Below are 16,162 nucleotides of genomic sequence, written 5' to 3'. Positions count from 1 at the left end.
TGATCAATCCTTGAATGCCGCCGTCACTCCAACAAACTTTGCCACCTACCTCCGCCCCTTATAGCGCCTTACCCGAATCACGCAAATTGCGGAAGCCAAAGCGCGATCTGCGGAAACAGGATCAACAGCGCGATCAACACAAGTAATACGAAACAGAAGGGCAAGGCGCCGTAGATCACATCCAGGAACTTGCCTTTGTTGCGAATACTTTGCACCACGAACAGATTCATCCCGAATGGCGGGGTAATTTGTCCCATTTCGCACAGGATGATGAGTATCACGCCGAACCACAGCGGATCGAAACCCAAGGCGACAATGACCGGCACCACCAGCGGTGCGGTGGTGATCAACATGGCCAGCGTGTCCATGAAGCAGCCGAGGATGATATAGAACACGATGATGGCCAGTAGCGTACCCATCGGCGACATGTCGAGACCCGTCACGAAACTGACCAGGGTTGCTGTCAACCCGATGGATGACAGCACGAAGTTGAGGAAGAACGCCGACAGGGTGATGAAAATGATCATCCCGGTCGTGCGCATGGTGGACTCGAAGGCCTGCCCCAGGTTTTGCCAGGTGAAGGCGCGCCGCCACAGGCCCAGGGCGAACGCGGCGATGACCCCCAGGGCCGCCGACTCACTGGCGGTCGCGAAACCGCTGTAGATGGCACCGACCACCAGGGCGAAGATGGCCAGCGGCGGCAGCAGGTCTGGGATGCTGTCCAGTCGTTCGGCCCAGGTCGAGTGCTCCTTTTTGCCGCCCAAATCGGGACGGATAAGGCAAGCGAACACGATGATCGCCACGAACATGAAGCTGAGCAGGATGCCCGGGATCGTAGCTGCCAAGTACAGCTTGGGCACCGAAAGATTGGCGATCAGCGCGAAGAGAATCATGTTGATCGAGGGCGGAATCAAAATGCCGAGTGTACCGCCGGCGGCGATCGAGCCAAGGAACAGCGGGGCAGGGTAGCCTTTTCGTTCCTGCTCCGGCAGGGCTAGGGTCGAGATGGTGGCGGCGGTCGCCACGCTGGAGCCGCTGGTTGCCGAGAACAGCGCCGAGGCGCCTATGTTCGAATTCATCAAGCCACCGGGCAACCACGAAAGCCACTTGGCAACGGCACCGTACATGCGCCCGGCGACGCCTGAACACACCAGTAACTCGCCCATGAGTATGTAGAGCGGAATAGCGACCAGCAAGAATTCGGCGCTGGTGCTCCAGGCAATTTCGCCTATGGCGTTGCTGAGCGGCAGTGTCGAGAACAACTCTGACAGCGAAAGGCCCAGCAGGCCGACGCTGACCGCCGCAGCCACGCTCAAGCCAAGTAGGGCCAGTAGGGTGAATAGGGTAAAGGCGAGCATTTAGTGCGCTCCATTCGACGGAATCGTTGTGTGCCCTGGCGCGGGACGATGGGTTTCTTCTTGAATGTCCTCCTCGACGGAATTGATGCCGATCAGCGCAGTAATCGAGGCCCATCGTTGCTGACGCAGCTGGATAACGCTGGCGCAGCCCAGCACAACGATGGTCAGGGCAAAGAACAGGTAACCGGCGAACCAGGCAGCTTGAGGCACCCACTGCTGGATTTGCAGCGGTGTGGTGGAAGTCGAGCGGTACTGGATGGAATCCCACAGCACGTCCCACGCGTGGAACAGCACGGTGCCGACGAAAAGTGCCATACAGCTCAACGCCAGCAGATCCAGGGAGGTCCTGAATTTGAGGGGCAGGCGCGAATAGACAATGTCCACCCGGATATGGGAGCGTTTTAACAATGCGATGGGAAAGGCCCAGGTGCTGACAATGGCCAGGACATAGCCGGCTATTTCATCGGCACCGCCCATGGACAGGCCGATGGTCTTGCGCAGGATCAGGTCAATGCCGATCATCAGTGCGGTGCCCATCAGGGCAATACCGCCCAGCCAGGCGCTCAGCCTGGCAATGCTGTTCACGAGCCGGATAGCAGAAGATTCAGTGCGTTTCATGGATGGGGTTCTCCGCAAACGTGGGGGCGTTCAGAACGCGCGACAAGCTTTGTCGCGCATGCTCCACAGGTGTTCAACGCATGGGCGCGGGTCAGGGGTTGTGCAGGCTCACGCCAAGGGACGCGCCTGCCGTGGCATTCCAACGCTCGACACACGGCGCACCACAACGCTTGCCCCAGTCGTTGGCAATCTTGAGAACGGCGCTCTGCAGAACCTGCTTCTCGGCATTTGTCGGTGTGCTGACCTGCATATGAGCCGGGTGGTGAATCTGGCAATCAGGTGCACCGATGTTGCAGGCCAATGCAGAGTGATTTTCTTTGGCGGTTTCTTCCCACAACCGGTCTTCCAAGACTTGGGATTGTGCCTGGAGCAGGCGTTGTACAGGCTCGGGCAACGCCTGCCAGCGTTTCAGGCCAATGGCATAGAAACCAACCGACCAGTCCACTGGCAGGTTGTAGAGGTGGTTGGCCACGTCATACCACCTGGCCGCGTTGCCTGAGCCGATGCCTGTCACCGCACAGTCAATGACGCCGGTCTGCATGGCCGTCACCACCTCGGCGAACGGCAAGGTCATGGGCGATCCGCCGAGTGCTTTGATCAACTCGGACATATTGCGCCCGCGTACGCGAATCTTGCGTCCCTTGAGGTCTGCGATGGAATTGACGGGGTCGCGACAGAAGAACACCTGCGCCGTATAGGGCACCGTCGCCAACAGCTTGACCCCATGTCGTTCGGCCATGCGTTCTGCCAACACTGGTTTGAACGCCGTCGAAACCCGATGAGAGGTTTCAATATCAGCGGCCATGCCGGGCAGGTCGATCCCTTCGAAAAAGGCGTCGTCGCCGGCCACGAAAGCAAAGACGCCCATGCCGATTTCAACCGCGCCAGAGCGGATCAAACGCACCATCTCAGCGCCTTTGAGGCCACTTTCCGATAACCCTCTGAGGCGCGCCGTGACGGCGCCACCGGAACTGTCGGGCAGCGTTTTGTTCCAGAACGGCTTCTCCACCGCACGGAAGGTGTAATTGTGGCTGCCACCGCCAATCACATTGAAGTGGGTGGTCGCCTGGGTGTCCGCCAAGGCTGCTGGCCCGATCAGGCCGTAGAGCATGGCGAAGATCAGAAGGGAAGTCTGGTACGGTTTCATGGTAGTCCTGTTGTTTTTTTGAGGGAGCTACATGGCAGAAACGAAATGGCAACGTGCGTCTGTGTTTTCTTGTTCAGGATCGGCCCAGCGTGGCGGCGTCGATGATGGATCTGGAACCGGTGACATCCGGGAATTTCTCGCCGTTTGCCAGTCTCGCCAAGGTGATTTTTTCGTTCTCCTGAAACGCGATTGCGCGCCGGGCCAGTGGGAACACCTGGCCGGGGGTGATGACGACGATGCCGTTCTCGTCGGCTACCACCGCATCACCGGGATGGACCACGACACCGCCACATTGGACCGGGGTACAAAACTCACCTTCTTCACCCTTGACCCGAGTGGTAATGGCACTGGCGCCCCAAGACCATATGGGAACCCCATGCTGGCGTAACTCGCTCAGGTCGGTGACGAATCCGTCAATGACGATGCCGGCGATTCCGGCCTGTTTGGCTGCATACGCCATGGCGCCGCCCATGGCTGCCGTGACCCGCTCACCGCAACGATCCACGATCAGGAAGTCACCTGGCCTGGCGCAACCCATCGCGTAATGCAAAATGCCCCCATCGGCTCCAGGCATTCTCACTGTGACGGCGGTTCCAACCGCTCTAATGTCTTGGAAATGGGCTTTTATACGGGCACTTAGAATACCTTTAGTGACGAAGTGGCCGATGGTTGCCGGCTCGGCCGCGAGAAGAATCGAAAGTTCTTCCGCGGCGATCTGTTGCGGTAGTTCTTTAATAATATACATGCTGGTATTTACTTGTTTTTGATGAATGTCTGATACAGTCAGTGCAGCCTAACAAGCATGAATCCAATGCGATAATAAAAAACAACGAGTCAACGCCAGGACGATTTTTATCATGAGAATTACCCTGATGCAGATCGAGGCCTTCTATTGGACTGCTCGATTAGGCGGCGTCCATGCTGCCTCGCGACATCTTCATTTAACACAACCGGCCATTTCCTCTCGAATTCGCGAGATGGAGTCGTTGCTGAGCGTGAAACTTTTTGACCGCAGCAAGCAACGCATGATCATCACCCCCGATGGCCTGATCGCCCTGCAGCATGCCGAGATGGTGCTTAACAACAGCGTCAAGCTCGAGCAGTTCGCGGCCAAGCAAAAGAACAATCGCAGATTGCGCGTCGGCGCTGACGAGTGTTCGGCAATGGTTGGGCTGACCGCGGTCATCGCCGAGATCAAGGCGCATTTTCCAGAAATCACCCTTGAAATCACTATTGATGTGGGGGCGGTGCTTAACCGAAAGCTGAACGATCACGAGCTTGACCTGGCGCTTCTGACCAATCCGATGACACGAGACGATGTCACTGACATCTTTTTGGGCTGGATGACCTTCCAGTGGGTCGCCGCCGCCCAGTTGGAAATTGAAGGCGGGGCATTCCTACCCGAACATGCTGGCGCCTATCCCATCGTGACGCATTCCGCGCCCTCGACTTTGTACTCGGTCGTTGAGCGCTGGCTGAAAGAAGGGGGGAATGTGTCCGAGGCTTTTCACTCCAGTAATTCTCTGGCGTTCATCGCGAAGATGATCTCTGCCGGACATGCTATTGGTATTCTTCCTGTTCCGTTAATTCGAGATATGTTGGCAGTGGACATGTTGAAAGTATTGCCCTGTCATCCGCCCATCGCGCCGGCCAGGTTCTGCTTGTCTTATTTAACGGAGAGGCCCGATGTTCAACTCGATGAATTGGTCGCGCTGACGCGGGCGACGCTGTTGCGTCAGAACTTTCTGGTCAACTAGTCGTTTGCGCATGCAGTTCAAGGCCGAAGCAAGTTTATTGATTCGGCCTTGAACTATGGGGAGGCTTATAAGTTGCGTGGTTTCAGGCGCCAGCGTATTGGGTCCCCCGGAGCGTTTTTTGGATCGCGGCGATGTGTTGTCCCGCCTGATTCAGCCATGAAAGATCACTGCCCATCAGTAACATGTCACAGCCCATATCCAACAGGCGCCTGGCTGTTTCCGTGTCTGCTGGAAAGCAAGGCACCATGACTTGGACCGAGCGCCTGTGGCATTTCTCGATCAGTAACGCCAGGCGCGCCTGGACTTCAGGGTTGCCGAGGCGATAGTCGACCGACAATTGACGGGACAACGAGTAATCCGCCGGGCCGAAATGCACCGCATCGATGCCTTCGACATCGAGGATTTCATCGATGTTGTCGAAGAACTCGTAGCTCTCGGCCATGGGTACGATCACGCTACGGGCGTTTTCCTCTTGCGTGTAGCGGGCCCAGTCAAATCCCGGGCCGGCGTAATTCGCCGAGCGAACCGAGCTGTCACCGCCGCGCCGGCCGAACGGTGGGAATTTGCTGCAGCGGATGATTTCCCGCATCTGGCCAGCGTTGTGGACCTGGGGAACGATGACCCCTGCAGCGCCCATTTCCAGGGCTTTACGGATGTCCCATTCGAGGGTGCCACGAACGCGAACCAGGCTGTGGATAGCAGCGTGGTTGGCCGCCAGAATCAGTTTTTCCATGTCTTTATCGACGCCCAGAGCGGTGTGCTCGGCATCGATGAAGACAAAGTCCAGCCCCCAGTTGCCAGCCACTTCGATGGGCATGCAGGCCGTACTGTAGATGTTCATCCCGAACGTTGGGCCGTCCGCCATTCGATCTTTCAGCGAGGTGATCTTCTTGTGCATTGCAATTACCTGAGAATACGTTTTCTGTGGCGGTCGTGTCAGAGGCGATAGGTTTCTGGCAGACGGTCGCGGAAGGGGTGTATCTCGAACACACCAGGGTCGCGGATCAATGACTTGTTGCGCGCTTTGTCCAGGTCGATGTCGACGCTGAAGATGCCGTCCTCTTGTCCGGCGCGGATCAAGGTCTGCCCCGACGGTTCGATGATGTGACTCATGCCGATGAACTGCATGCCGCCGTCCATGTCGTTACGGTTCGAAGCGACGAAATAGACGATGTTCTCGGCGGCGCGCACGTTGCTGAAAATGTCCGGCAGCAAGCGCGCCTGCTCGGGCCAGGCCGCGGGCAGGACAACAATGTCGGCCCCTTCCAACGCCAGGGTGCGTACGACTTCCGGGAAGCGGATTTCGTAGCAGATCGCCAGGCCGATACGGCCGATTTCAGTATCGAATACCGGCGGTGTCCATTCGGCTGGGCGATCAGTGAAGCGATCACCAATCATGAAGGGCAGATGGCGTTTGCGATGCAGGCCGATGATCCCTTTGGGTCCCACCAGTGCGGCGGTATTGAAGATCGACTCGGCGTATTGCTCATAGAAGCCGACGACAATGTGGATGCCGGTTTCAGCGGCAACCGCCAGCAAAGGCTTAAGGGCATCGATGCTGATGGCGCCTTTTTCCAGGTCTTCGCGGCTGTCGAACGAGCCTCCGGTCAGCAGGCATTCGGCAAAGGCGATCAGGCGCGAGCCTTCTTTTGCGGCTTGCCGTGACAGCTCAGCGACGTTGTCGATGGTTTGAGCCGGATTGCCCACAACAGGGTGGATCTGTGCGACCGAAATCTTCATGGTTTGGTTTCCTTGTGATGGATGCTGGGCGTGCGCTGAGTGGGGTGCTCAGCGCAACTGTGGGCGGCGCCGTTATTGCGGGTGGTAATCCACGGCCGTGTAGACTTTCTTAACCAGTTCGGGGTTGATCTGCGCGGCGTATTTATCGAGCACCGGGCGGATTTTTTGCTGGATGCGCGCGATCTCTTCGGGAGCCAGTTCGTTGACTTGCATGCCGGCGCTGCGCAATTCGGAAATCGTCCTGCTGTCGGCCTGGCGGGAAATCTCCCGTTGCTCAAGGCGCACTTCCATGGCGACCTCCGTCAGCAGCGCCTTCTCATCGGCATTCAAGCTGTCCCAGAAGGGCTTGCCGATCAGGACGATCTGCGGGTTGTAGTTGTGATGGGTCAGGCTGAGGTATTTCTGCACTTCATTGAACCTTGAGGCGAGGATCAGGGCCGCCGGGTTTTCCTGACCGTCCACGGTGTGGGTTTCGAGCGCGGTGTGCACTTCGGTGAAGGGCAAAGGCGTGGGGTTCGCCCCGAGCGCCGTCCACACATCCAGGAACAATGGCGATTGTTGCGCACGAATCTTCATGCCGGCGATGTCTTCCATCTTCTGCACCGGCCGCACGTTATTGGTCAGGTTACGCACGCCCAGCTCCCAGAACGCCAGGCCCACCAGGTTCTTCGCGGGCAACTGGTCGATCAGCATCTTGCCGACTTCGCCATCGAGCATGGCGTCGACCTTGGCGGTATCGGTGTAGATAAAGGGGAAATCGAGAATGCCGAAGTCGGTCACATGATTGAGCATCAGGCCGGCGTTCCAGGTCATCATTTCCACCACGCCGCCCTGTAACGAGGACAGCACTTGTACGTCGCCGCCCAGCACGCCATTGGGGAAGGTCCGCACTTTAATCTTGCCGCCGCTGCGTTCATTGACCTTCTTGGCAAACAGCTCCATGCCAATGGCCGGCGGCGTTCCCTTCGGGCTGGTTGCGGCAAACTTGATCGTGCGAGCGTTGTACTCGGCGGCGAAGCTCAAGCTGCTGGCCAGCAGCAGGGCGGCCAGGACGGTTAGATGCTTGATCATGTTTTTTCCTTTTTCTTGTCGGTTGTTTTAGTGGGCGAACCATTGCGCTGGAACAGTGACCAGGTCAGGGAACATCACCAGGAGGAAAAGGACGATAATTTCGGCGATCAGGAACGGGACGGTGCCCTTGAGCAGCGCTTCGTAGCGCATGTTGCCGATGCCACAGACGACGTTGAGCACCGTGCCCACGGGCGGGGTAATCAGGCCGATGGAGCAATTGATCATGAACAGCACGCCGAAGTAGATCGGGTCGATGTTCGCGGCGGTTACGACAGGGACAAGGATCGGCGCCAGCAGCAAAATCGTCGGTGTCAGGTCCATGACCATGGAAATCAACAGAATCAGCAGCATGAGCACCACGATCAACAGCTTCGGGTTGTCCATGACCGGTTGAATGAGGTCGATGATCTGCCCCGGGATGTCCGCGATGGTGATCATCCAGGCCGGGATCGAGGCGGCGGCGACCAGGAACATGACGGCCGCGGTTGTTTTTCCTGCACGCAGTAGCAATTCGCTGAGTGACTTCAGGCTCAGTTCCCGGTAGATCAGCGAGGACACCAGCAGCGCATAGACACTCGCCACCGCACCCGCCTCGGTAGGCGTCACGATGCCGAAGCGCAGACCGACTACGATGATCACCGGCAACAGCAGCGCCCAGGTGCTGTCGGCCAGGGCCTTGATGCGTTCCTTGCCAGACGCCTTGGGGCTCAGTTCGATGTCGTTGTCGCGACGAGACACTAGCCACCAGGTGATGACCAGCGCAGTGGCGATCATCAGCCCCGGGGCGATACCCGCCAGGAACAATTTGGTGATCGACAAGCCGGAGGCGACCCCCAGGACCACGAAACCAATGCTGGGTGGAATAATCGAGCCAAGTACCGAGACCGAGGCAATCAGGCCGCCGGATCGATTGCGGTTATAGCCTGCGATGACCATCATCGGCAGCAGCAGTGCGGTCAGTGACGCCGCATCGGCCAGTGCCGAGCCCGACAGGCTGGAGAGCAGTACCCCGGCGAAGATGGTAACGTAGCCAAGGCCGCCGCGCAGATGGCCGACCAGGGAAATGGCCAGGTTGATAATGCGCTTGGACAGGCCGCCGCTGTTCATCACCTCGCCAGCGATGATAAACAGAGGAATGGCCAGCAATGGGAAGCTGCCCGCTGAGTTGATAATGTTCTGCGCGATGATCTGTCCATCGAACAACCCGAGCAGCCACATCAGGGCAACGCCGCAGAGGATCAGTGCATAGGCGATTGGCGCGCCTATGAATAAGGCGGCCATCAGCACGCCAACAAAAACGCCCAGGGCCATTATTCGAGCACCCCGTGTGCGGCTGAAGACAAGGGCACGCCAGCCGGTGTGGCCAGATGCTTCACCAATTGAGCGCAGAGCAGCAGGGTGCTCAAGATGCAAAAGACCAACCCGGCGCCATAAAACAAGCCCATGGATACTCCGGTGGAAGGGGCACCCACATCCAAGTTGATCAAGGTCTGCTTCCAACTGCCCTGGAGAAACAGCGACGTGGCGAACAGCATCAACAGATAGGTCAACGTCAACAGGTGTTTGGCTATCTTGGGCGAGACACGGCTGGTCAGGATATCGACGCCGATATGACCCTTTTCATGAAGCATGAGTTGGGAGCCGGCGAAGACCAGCCAGACGAATGCCAACCTGGAAATTTCTTCAGTGAAAAACAAGCCGGAATTAAAACCGTAGCGCAACACGACATTGGCGAAAATCAGCGCCGTGATAGAAACCAGGCACGCAATGATCAATACCTTAAGCGCTAGAAAATAGAGTTTCAGGATGTCGTTCATGGCACTTGCACCAGGTTGAGGGTATGGAGGCTGCGCAACGGCGGTGTTGCAAGGAGAACCGCGCCGCTGAGCCGATTGGAGCGAGCTGCAAGAAGATGCGAACGAAGCATGAGTAAGGTCACCTTTTTATTATTTGTTATAAGTCGTCGTACGACATGAGTGAGTCTTTCCTTTCATCGAAGTTGTGTCAATGCCAATGACAATGTTGGATAAGTCAATGTTCTTATTAGTTAGATAAGGAATATTAATCAGCTTGGAAGAGGGGGCGAAAGTTGTGACTACTTGTTTTAAGTGTTGTTTTATTTGTTGTTGTATGATGACGTATGACGTCAACAGCTTTTCCAATGACAATCAAAAACAGGTGATAAACAATGACTCCATCTGAGCTTAAATCCGTGCTTTCCTCGGGGCTGCTTTCGTTCCCGCTGACTGATTTCGACAGCCGCGGCGAATTCAATGCCGCCGGGTATGCGCGACGCTTGGAATGGTTGGCGCCGTATGGCACGAGCGCGCTGTTTGCCGCAGGGGGAACCGGGGAGTTCTTTTCCCTGGCGGCCGATGAATACAGCGCAGTCATCAAGACCGCAGTCGATACTTGCGCCAGCAGTATGCCGATCCTGGCGGGGGTGGGCGGTTCCACGCGTCAGGCGATTCAATATGCCCAAGAGGCCGAGCGATTGGGGGCCAAAGGGTTGTTGTTGCTCCCTCATTATTTGACCGAGGCGAGCCAGGAAGGTGTGGCCACCCATGTCGAGGCCGTGTGCAAATCGGTCAAGATCGGCGTGGTGGTTTACAACCGCAATGTGTGCCGCCTGACCGCTGCGCTTCTGGAACGGTTAGCCGAGCGCTGCCCGAATCTGATCGGCTACAAGGACGGCTTGGGCGATGTTGAATTGATGGTGTCGATCCGTCGTCGCCTGGGCGATCGACTCTCGTATCTGGGCGGTCTGCCTACGGCTGAAGTCTACGCCGCGGCCTACAAGGCGCTGGGGGTTGCGGTGTACTCGTCGGCGGTATTCAACTTCGTCCCTAAGCTGGCGATGGATTTCTATCACGCGATTTCCAGGGAAGATCACGTGGCCGTTGGCAAAATGATCGACGACTTCTTCTTGCCCTATCTGGACATACGTAACCGCAAGGCGGGCTATGCAGTCAGTATCGTCAAGGCTGGTGCGAGAATTGTCGGCCATGACGCAGGCCCTGTACGTACGCCGCTCACCGACCTGTCTTCGGAAGAATATAAGCTGCTCGCTGCGCTGATCGAAAAACAGGGCGCGCAATAACCCCACCATGATTCAAAACCACTGAAGACACAGTGGTCGGCGAGACACCCTGCAAGAGCAAAGCTCTCGCGGGGTGTTTTGATTTCTGAGAGGGGCGTCGGATTGCGTGATATATCGCCTGCTTATCGCCCGAACAACAACCGCTTTTGCCGCCAGACCGGCGCGCTCGTGGGGAAAAGCACTTCGGTTGGTCGATAGCGGGCGAGACCGCAGGCGGCGGCGATGCGCTGGCGTTGCTGGCCGTGGACAAGGGCTTGCTGAAAGCTGTGTTCACTATGGGCCAATCCCAACATATAACGAGTACCCTCCTGGAAGTGTCCGCTATTGGCTTGCCACCATCTTTCGATTGCCTGTGAATCGGGCCAGGGCAGGTTTTCATCGGGGTCCATGGCGACATTGGGATCTTCAGGGTTGTCGTTCGGGCCCGCATCGAAATTCGGCAGGGCCTGCAATTCCAGATCAAGCAACGCCAGGTCCGCGCCGGTGATCATGCTGAAGGCCTCGCCGGCGACGCGGGCATAGGGCAGGTCGCTCATCTGCTGGATCAACCAGGGCACGCAGACCGGATCGCCCAGCAGTCCGAGGGCCTGGAGGCCGATGCGCCGATCCCGGGGATCCTGTACCCATTGCCGTATCCAGGCGATGCTGGGTTCGCGCTCTTGCCAGGCCAGCAGTACGCAGAGCGCGCGGTACTGGAACTCGCCCGGTTGCTCGGCGAATGAGCGCAGAGCCTCCAAGGCTTGCTGGTCGCCCATTTGGCTGGTGGCCCAGTTGGCCCAGAAGCGCGTAGCGGCGTCTTCATGCTGGCGGTGGGCACGAATCGCCGGCAGCAGGTCACGCCGGCGCAGCTCGCCAGCCGTGCGGGCGGCACGTGCCAGCACGCTGGGGTCGGCGTGGGACAGTTCGGTCAGCAGGATAGGGCCGGGATTCTGGCGATGCATGCCGCAGGCCGCCAGGCCGAGGCGGTGAAACAAAGGCTCGGGGGAGGCGAGCATGCGCTCGATCCAGGGCGATATCCGCTCCCAGTCGAGCCACCCCAGGGCCATCAGGTAACCTCGTTCAGTTTCCGTGGCACTTCTCAAGTGCTCGCTGAGCCGCGACAGCACCTTCGCATTGGCCGTCTCGAAGGCCAGCAGCACACAGGCGAACATCTCTCCGACGCTGTGCGGGCCCAACTGGGTCAGCAGAATCTCCAGGCTTGTTGAGCCGGCAATACGCAGGCCATCGAGATGAGCGTCGATGCGTTCGTCCAGTTTGCCGAGGTCATCAAGGTCATAGTGGGGCGCGCGCACGGCATGATCGTGCAGGAGGATGAGGAAGCAAGCTTCTTCGGCATGTTGCTCGATCATTGATGAGATGGGGACCATGACGTCTCTGTCTTGTTACGGCACCAGGTTTCCAAAGAAGTAACGTTTACCGACTTCGAAGTGCAGGGGATAGGCCATGTATCGGTCCAGGATAGCGGCCGCATTCAGCGGTTGAAACTCGCCGTTTTTTCCGTAGAAGCTGGAACAGTCGACGCCGGAATACACTTCGAATTTACGCCTCCAGATGAGAAAGTTGCTCCAATCGATCCATTCGTCAGTGCCTGAAGGAACCAGGGACTTTCTCATGACCCAGACTTGTTTGTTCATGTCGACGGGCATCCCCCCGGAAATTGAGCAGCGATCGCTGCCATAAGCGTCCTGCAGTTGGCTAAGTCGTGAATCGACAGCCGCTTTGTAGTCGACTTCGTTCAGGCCACTGTCAAAGAACTCGGGCTCGTTTTCTATGGGGTCAAGAAGATTGGTTAAATTGGCTTCCACGGCGGCACGGTCGGCCCGACGCGCAAACATGCGCCATGCCTCAACCATGAAAGGTATCAGCCACAGCACACCAGACCACTGGGCTGCCAGGCACGCCTCGATGCGAAGGTAAGTGGGGCCTTCGAGTATGAGTTCGGCCAGGAAATCCAGGTCAGTGTCGAGCCCTGCATCAGCGGTCAGACCGAGGCAGGCCGATACCAGCGTTGGATCGCAATCGGGGTCCACTATCCATTTGCGCAGTTGGGATACATGGCTGTAATTTCCACGCTTGGCATGCTCCAGAATCGCAGCAAGTGCAATCCACGGGTCATGGCTCATCCATCCGTCAGGTGACAATACTTCTGCCGGAGCGCTACCGCTGTAGTGATATCCGCGTCCTTTCCAATAGAAGCTGTCTTGAAGGAAAGCGGGTCTTTGGGTGTGCTTGTAAATAGAGGCTTTCATCATTCGGGCCTTGGAAAACTATTGATGCGTGTCTCTTGAAGTGCGCTCAGCTCTCCTTCGAGCTTCTCACACTTCTTGCCAGTAGGGGCGAGATTCCCTTGCCCGGACGGACAACCTCCGGCCGCCTTGGGGACTCTATGCGCCACCGGCTCTCCTTGGCCCACTTCTTTCCAACGCATATAGCCTGGCCGGTTAATCGCCCAATCATTTTCAATGTTGGCTTTCTCTCGTTTGCTCGTTACGTAGTACTTATTACAGCCGCTCGGTTGCTTTCCGGCGGGTGGCAACAGGTGCCTGCACTTGGGATTGGCCCGGACTTTGGCGAGGACGGCTGCATTCTTGGGATTTTCTGCGGTGCCGTAGAACTGGTCTTCCGTCATGTACTCCCCGTTCGCTTGAGCCTTGGAGTGCGCCGCGCCGCCGCAACATTCACATTTGTGTTTGCCCGGTACCTTGGCGTCTTGTTGCACCGGACTGTATTTGGCGGTGTTGACCATGGGCACGGCCGCATTCGCTGCGGGGCTGGCATGATTCGATGTGGTGAGATCGGTATGTCGGTCTACGTTCTGGCCTTCGAAAAGAACATCCATTGACCATGAAACAAAATAGGTCTTGCCGGTGATGACGTGAGTGATGACACCGGCACCCTGGCTTCTTGTGGCGGCTTCATCGCCCAGCGGGGAGGTTTTATAGAAGGAGCGATTTTTTAACATGATCTCCTTGTTTTCGATCTTGACGGTCTTGCTGCCTTTCTTCATGTCCTTGGAAAACGAGGTGTCCGGATAGGGCACCGGGATGGGTCCCCCCGGAGGTGGCGGTGGTGTCAGGCAGACATCCGGGAACGCCGCGATGACCTTGCCGCCACCCGCTTTGCAGGCAATCTCATCGCCGTTTGCGTAAACGTCGCAGCTCATAGGTCCCCCTCTGGCTGGCTAAGGTCGCGCACGACAGCCGCCGCGCGTGCACCGGCCAGGGCACTGCTCAGACAGATCGCGGTGGTTCCTGGTGCATAGCCTTTGCGAAAGGCCTGGTCGGCGAGTATCAATTGGACGATTCCAGCAATGGCCCCGGTGTCACCCATGGCCTCTGCCCAATGCCACAGTGGCTGATCCTCTTTTCGCACTGTCCGAAAAAGCCGGGCCTCCATCAGCGGAAGTTCCTTGAACCCGTATTGCTCTCCCGTGACATCGGACAGGCGCAGATCAATTTCATGCAGACCCAGCTTGGCCTGTGCGAGTGCCGTACGAGCAGCGTCGGTCAGCCCGCCTGCTCGCAGGGGTTTGCTCGACAAAAGAGGCGCCTCTTCTTGCCCAAAGCCCAGGCCTGAGATTTTCAAACAGGTGCCAGGCTGCCGATAGGCCTGAATCAGGATGGCCGCAGCCCCTTCACCAGGAAACAAGCCGTCATTGTGAGTGGCCGTTTTCAGCCGGCGATGCTCGTCCAGCCACTGCAGCGTCAAGGCGCTGAGCAGTGAGTCAACACCCGCCACCACACAGGCGGGGACCCGTGTTTCCTGCATTAATCGACTGGCTTCATGAAGGGCATGCATGCCGGCAACATGGCCGGAGGGGATGACCCTGGAATGCGTTGGATGGAACCGTATGCCCAACTTGGAAGATACGTCCTGTATGACGGCCTGGGCTATTTCCCTGATATTGATTCCGGGGCGCTCCGGTTCAGCCAGGCACAGGAGAAATGGCACTTCTGTCCAATCCAGCTTCGGCGCACCCTGTATCAACTCGACCAGTGCATGCTGCATGAGCTCGGACATGCGCGCTGCTGCCGGCAAAGCCAGGTCAAGGCTGGGCACCGCCGCGCCGATGATCGGTTCGCACGCGTTGTCAAAAAACGGCAGTTCCTGGAGTGCTGACAGCCCGGCGCGCTTGGCAGCACAGGCGCTGGCGACGCATAAGCCCACGGGACACGCCATGCCCATGCTGGTAATGAAGAGGGCGTGCCCCTGCATGGAGGTCATGTTTCCTCTTCCGCGGGAGGATAGGCTTCCTTTGTCCACGCGATGAGTTGAGCCAATGACTTGAAGTGTTGTTTCGCGCGCATGCGTTCTTCGTTGGCCTTGGCCTGCTCGAACTGAGTGGCGGTTTGCCCGACGATGACCTTGGCCACCTCCCTGATGTTGCGCCCGAGGGGTGAAGAAGCTCGCCATGTCAGCGTCAGGCGATTCGCGTCTGGTTCAAGAATGATGGTGTCGACCACGGCGGCGGCTTCCCGTGTGCTGTCGTCGTGGAAAACGACAAGCATCGCGAGTTTCAGATTTGCCGGAAGCCTGAATGCCGAGCGGCCTTTATCACTCAGGTTAAGCAGCGCGACTTCTTCGCCCCCACGGGGAAAATCGATTTGCTGGTCCTCGGGTGCGCATTGGAAGTAGCGCACGTCAAAATCTTCGGGAAGAAATGGAAATTGATGATCAAGCCACGCCTGATCATAAGTGCCGGCCCATTGGATACGCTGCCGCCATGCCCGACCAATCGGGCCAAATGCCATTGGCTTGTAATGTTCGTGGGGAGCGGTGACCGGCCTGTCCAGTTCTTCGGTATTTGGGAGCGGCAAGCCATTGGTCTGGGCACTGCTCGCTGCGGGGTAAAATCCGGCTCCAACCGGGTTCCATGGGTACCATTTGTGTTTGGCCGGGTCTGCATGCGTGCGATCCACGCCGCCGAAAGCCTGCGCGTAGGTAATCGGCATTGTGGTGAATGGAACAGGTCTGCTTATTGAGTGGGAGAGGGCGCTATCCTCATAGTTTCGTGCCCCAATCACTTTGAATGCCTTGACGAGAGCCCCCACTTTCAGCGCTACGTTCACCTCTGTTGCCGGCTCACCGTTGGGGGCGTGGCAGTGGCCATTAAGCAGAACATCGCAGCGGGGCTTGTGCAGCGCAAAATCGTTTTCGTATAACGCGGCTGATTCGCAGGGCTCCCCTGGGAATACATCGGCCATGATCAGCGGAACCTGTTGTTCAAGCAGGCGCGGCGGATGTCCAGGGTGATCTGGAATGCCGTAGGTCCCTTTCGCCACCACGACCAGCCATTCACGGCCCGTTTTATCGGTTGAAGTCGTATAGCCGCCGACCAGGCGGGTCTTGTTTACCAATTCCATGGCGTCAC

16 protein-coding genes are annotated in these 16,162 nt (G+C 57.8%); 2 read left to right on the top strand and 14 right to left on the bottom strand.

All coding sequences use genetic code 11. The features are described 5' to 3' along the window. Window positions 1-77: 77 nt before the first annotated feature. The 4 genes from BLU76_RS22515 to BLU76_RS22500 form a co-directional block, all read right to left on the bottom strand. On the bottom strand, window positions 78-1,358 hold the full coding sequence (locus BLU76_RS22515) for a TRAP transporter large permease (protein ID WP_092143479.1): 1,281 nt from the start codon (window positions 1,356-1,358) through the stop codon (window positions 78-80). Further along, the gene (locus BLU76_RS22510; protein ID WP_092143476.1) at window positions 1,359-1,976 is read right to left on the bottom strand and encodes a TRAP transporter small permease subunit; all 618 of its coding nucleotides are present in this window, start codon (window positions 1,974-1,976) and stop codon (window positions 1,359-1,361) included. It abuts the gene before it with no gap. A 91-nt stretch (window positions 1,977-2,067) separates the two neighbouring features. Next, window positions 2,068-3,123, bottom strand: coding sequence for a TRAP transporter substrate-binding protein (locus BLU76_RS22505; protein ID WP_092143473.1), 1,056 nt, complete (start codon window positions 3,121-3,123; stop codon window positions 2,068-2,070). Between the two features lie 73 nt (window positions 3,124-3,196). Continuing rightward, on the bottom strand, window positions 3,197-3,868 hold the full coding sequence (locus tag BLU76_RS22500) for an RraA family protein (protein ID WP_092143470.1): 672 nt from the start codon (window positions 3,866-3,868) through the stop codon (window positions 3,197-3,199). A gap of 112 nt (window positions 3,869-3,980) precedes the next feature. On the opposite strand from BLU76_RS22500, the gene BLU76_RS22495 reads away from it, so the two are divergent. Next, entirely contained in the window at window positions 3,981-4,880 is a 900-nt protein-coding gene (locus tag BLU76_RS22495) for a LysR family transcriptional regulator (RefSeq protein WP_092143467.1), read from the top strand. An 82-nt stretch (window positions 4,881-4,962) separates the two neighbouring features. On the opposite strand, the gene BLU76_RS22490 is transcribed toward BLU76_RS22495, so the two are convergent. The 5 genes from BLU76_RS22490 to BLU76_RS22470 all read right to left on the bottom strand — a co-directional run bounded on the left by BLU76_RS22490 (window position 4,963) and on the right by BLU76_RS22470 (window position 9,508). Beyond that, on the bottom strand, window positions 4,963-5,778 hold the full coding sequence (locus tag BLU76_RS22490; RefSeq protein WP_092224533.1) for an HpcH/HpaI aldolase family protein: 816 nt from the start codon (window positions 5,776-5,778) through the stop codon (window positions 4,963-4,965). 38 nt (window positions 5,779-5,816) lie between these two features. Beyond that, window positions 5,817-6,620: a carbon-nitrogen hydrolase family protein gene (locus BLU76_RS22485; RefSeq protein ID WP_092143461.1), complete on the bottom strand. Its 804-nt coding sequence runs from the start codon at window positions 6,618-6,620 to the stop codon at window positions 5,817-5,819. A 72-nt stretch (window positions 6,621-6,692) separates the two neighbouring features. After that, window positions 6,693-7,691, bottom strand: coding sequence for a TRAP transporter substrate-binding protein (locus BLU76_RS22480; protein WP_092224531.1), 999 nt, complete (start codon window positions 7,689-7,691; stop codon window positions 6,693-6,695). A 27-nt stretch (window positions 7,692-7,718) separates the two neighbouring features. Further along, window positions 7,719-9,002 carry a TRAP transporter large permease subunit gene (locus BLU76_RS22475; RefSeq protein WP_092143455.1) on the bottom strand — a complete coding sequence of 428 codons (1,284 nt, stop codon included), beginning with the start codon at window positions 9,000-9,002 and terminating at the stop codon, window positions 7,719-7,721. Then, the gene (locus BLU76_RS22470) at window positions 9,002-9,508 is read right to left on the bottom strand and encodes a TRAP transporter small permease (RefSeq protein ID WP_092143452.1); all 507 of its coding nucleotides are present in this window, start codon (window positions 9,506-9,508) and stop codon (window positions 9,002-9,004) included. The genes BLU76_RS22475 and BLU76_RS22470 overlap by 1 nt, the downstream gene beginning before the upstream one ends. A gap of 371 nt (window positions 9,509-9,879) precedes the next feature. On the opposite strand from BLU76_RS22470, the gene kdgD reads away from it, so the two are divergent. Then, window positions 9,880-10,791, top strand: a complete 912-nt coding sequence (gene kdgD, locus BLU76_RS22465; RefSeq protein ID WP_092143449.1) for a 5-dehydro-4-deoxyglucarate dehydratase — start codon at window positions 9,880-9,882, stop codon at window positions 10,789-10,791. A 122-nt stretch (window positions 10,792-10,913) separates the two neighbouring features. Here kdgD and BLU76_RS22460 read toward each other — a convergent pair whose 3' ends face one another. The 5 genes from BLU76_RS22460 to BLU76_RS22440 are packed head-to-tail and all read right to left on the bottom strand — an operon-like array spanning window position 10,914 to window position 16,154. Further along, window positions 10,914-12,158, bottom strand: a complete 1,245-nt coding sequence (locus tag BLU76_RS22460; protein ID WP_092224529.1) for a TIGR02270 family protein — start codon at window positions 12,156-12,158, stop codon at window positions 10,914-10,916. Window positions 12,159-12,173: 15 nt separating this feature from the next. After that, a complete protein-coding gene (locus BLU76_RS22455; RefSeq protein WP_170867318.1) occupies window positions 12,174-13,040 on the bottom strand; it encodes a hypothetical protein in 867 nt (288 codons plus the stop codon). Then, window positions 13,040-13,954, bottom strand: a complete 915-nt coding sequence (locus BLU76_RS32100; protein ID WP_072345251.1) for a DUF4150 domain-containing protein — start codon at window positions 13,952-13,954, stop codon at window positions 13,040-13,042. The genes BLU76_RS22455 and BLU76_RS32100 overlap by 1 nt, the downstream gene beginning before the upstream one ends. Further along, window positions 13,951-15,015, bottom strand: coding sequence for a 3-oxoacyl-ACP synthase (locus BLU76_RS22445; RefSeq protein WP_256571885.1), 1,065 nt, complete (start codon window positions 15,013-15,015; stop codon window positions 13,951-13,953). Before BLU76_RS22445 ends, BLU76_RS32100 begins: the two co-directional genes overlap by 4 nt. Then, complete coding sequence (locus BLU76_RS22440) at window positions 15,012-16,154, bottom strand: DUF2169 family type VI secretion system accessory protein (RefSeq protein WP_092224525.1); 1,143 nt, start codon at window positions 16,152-16,154, stop codon at window positions 15,012-15,014. The genes BLU76_RS22445 and BLU76_RS22440 overlap by 4 nt, the downstream gene beginning before the upstream one ends. Between the last annotated feature and the right edge of the window lie 8 nt (window positions 16,155-16,162).

Origin of the sequence: Pseudomonas sp. NFACC08-1 (genome assembly GCF_900106735.1) — a bacterium.
Taxonomy (GTDB): Bacteria; Pseudomonadota; Gammaproteobacteria; order Pseudomonadales; family Pseudomonadaceae; genus Aquipseudomonas; species Aquipseudomonas fluorescens_Q.
The sequence above is the reverse complement of the archived record's forward strand: the minus strand, read 5'-3'. Positions and strand labels throughout refer to the sequence as shown.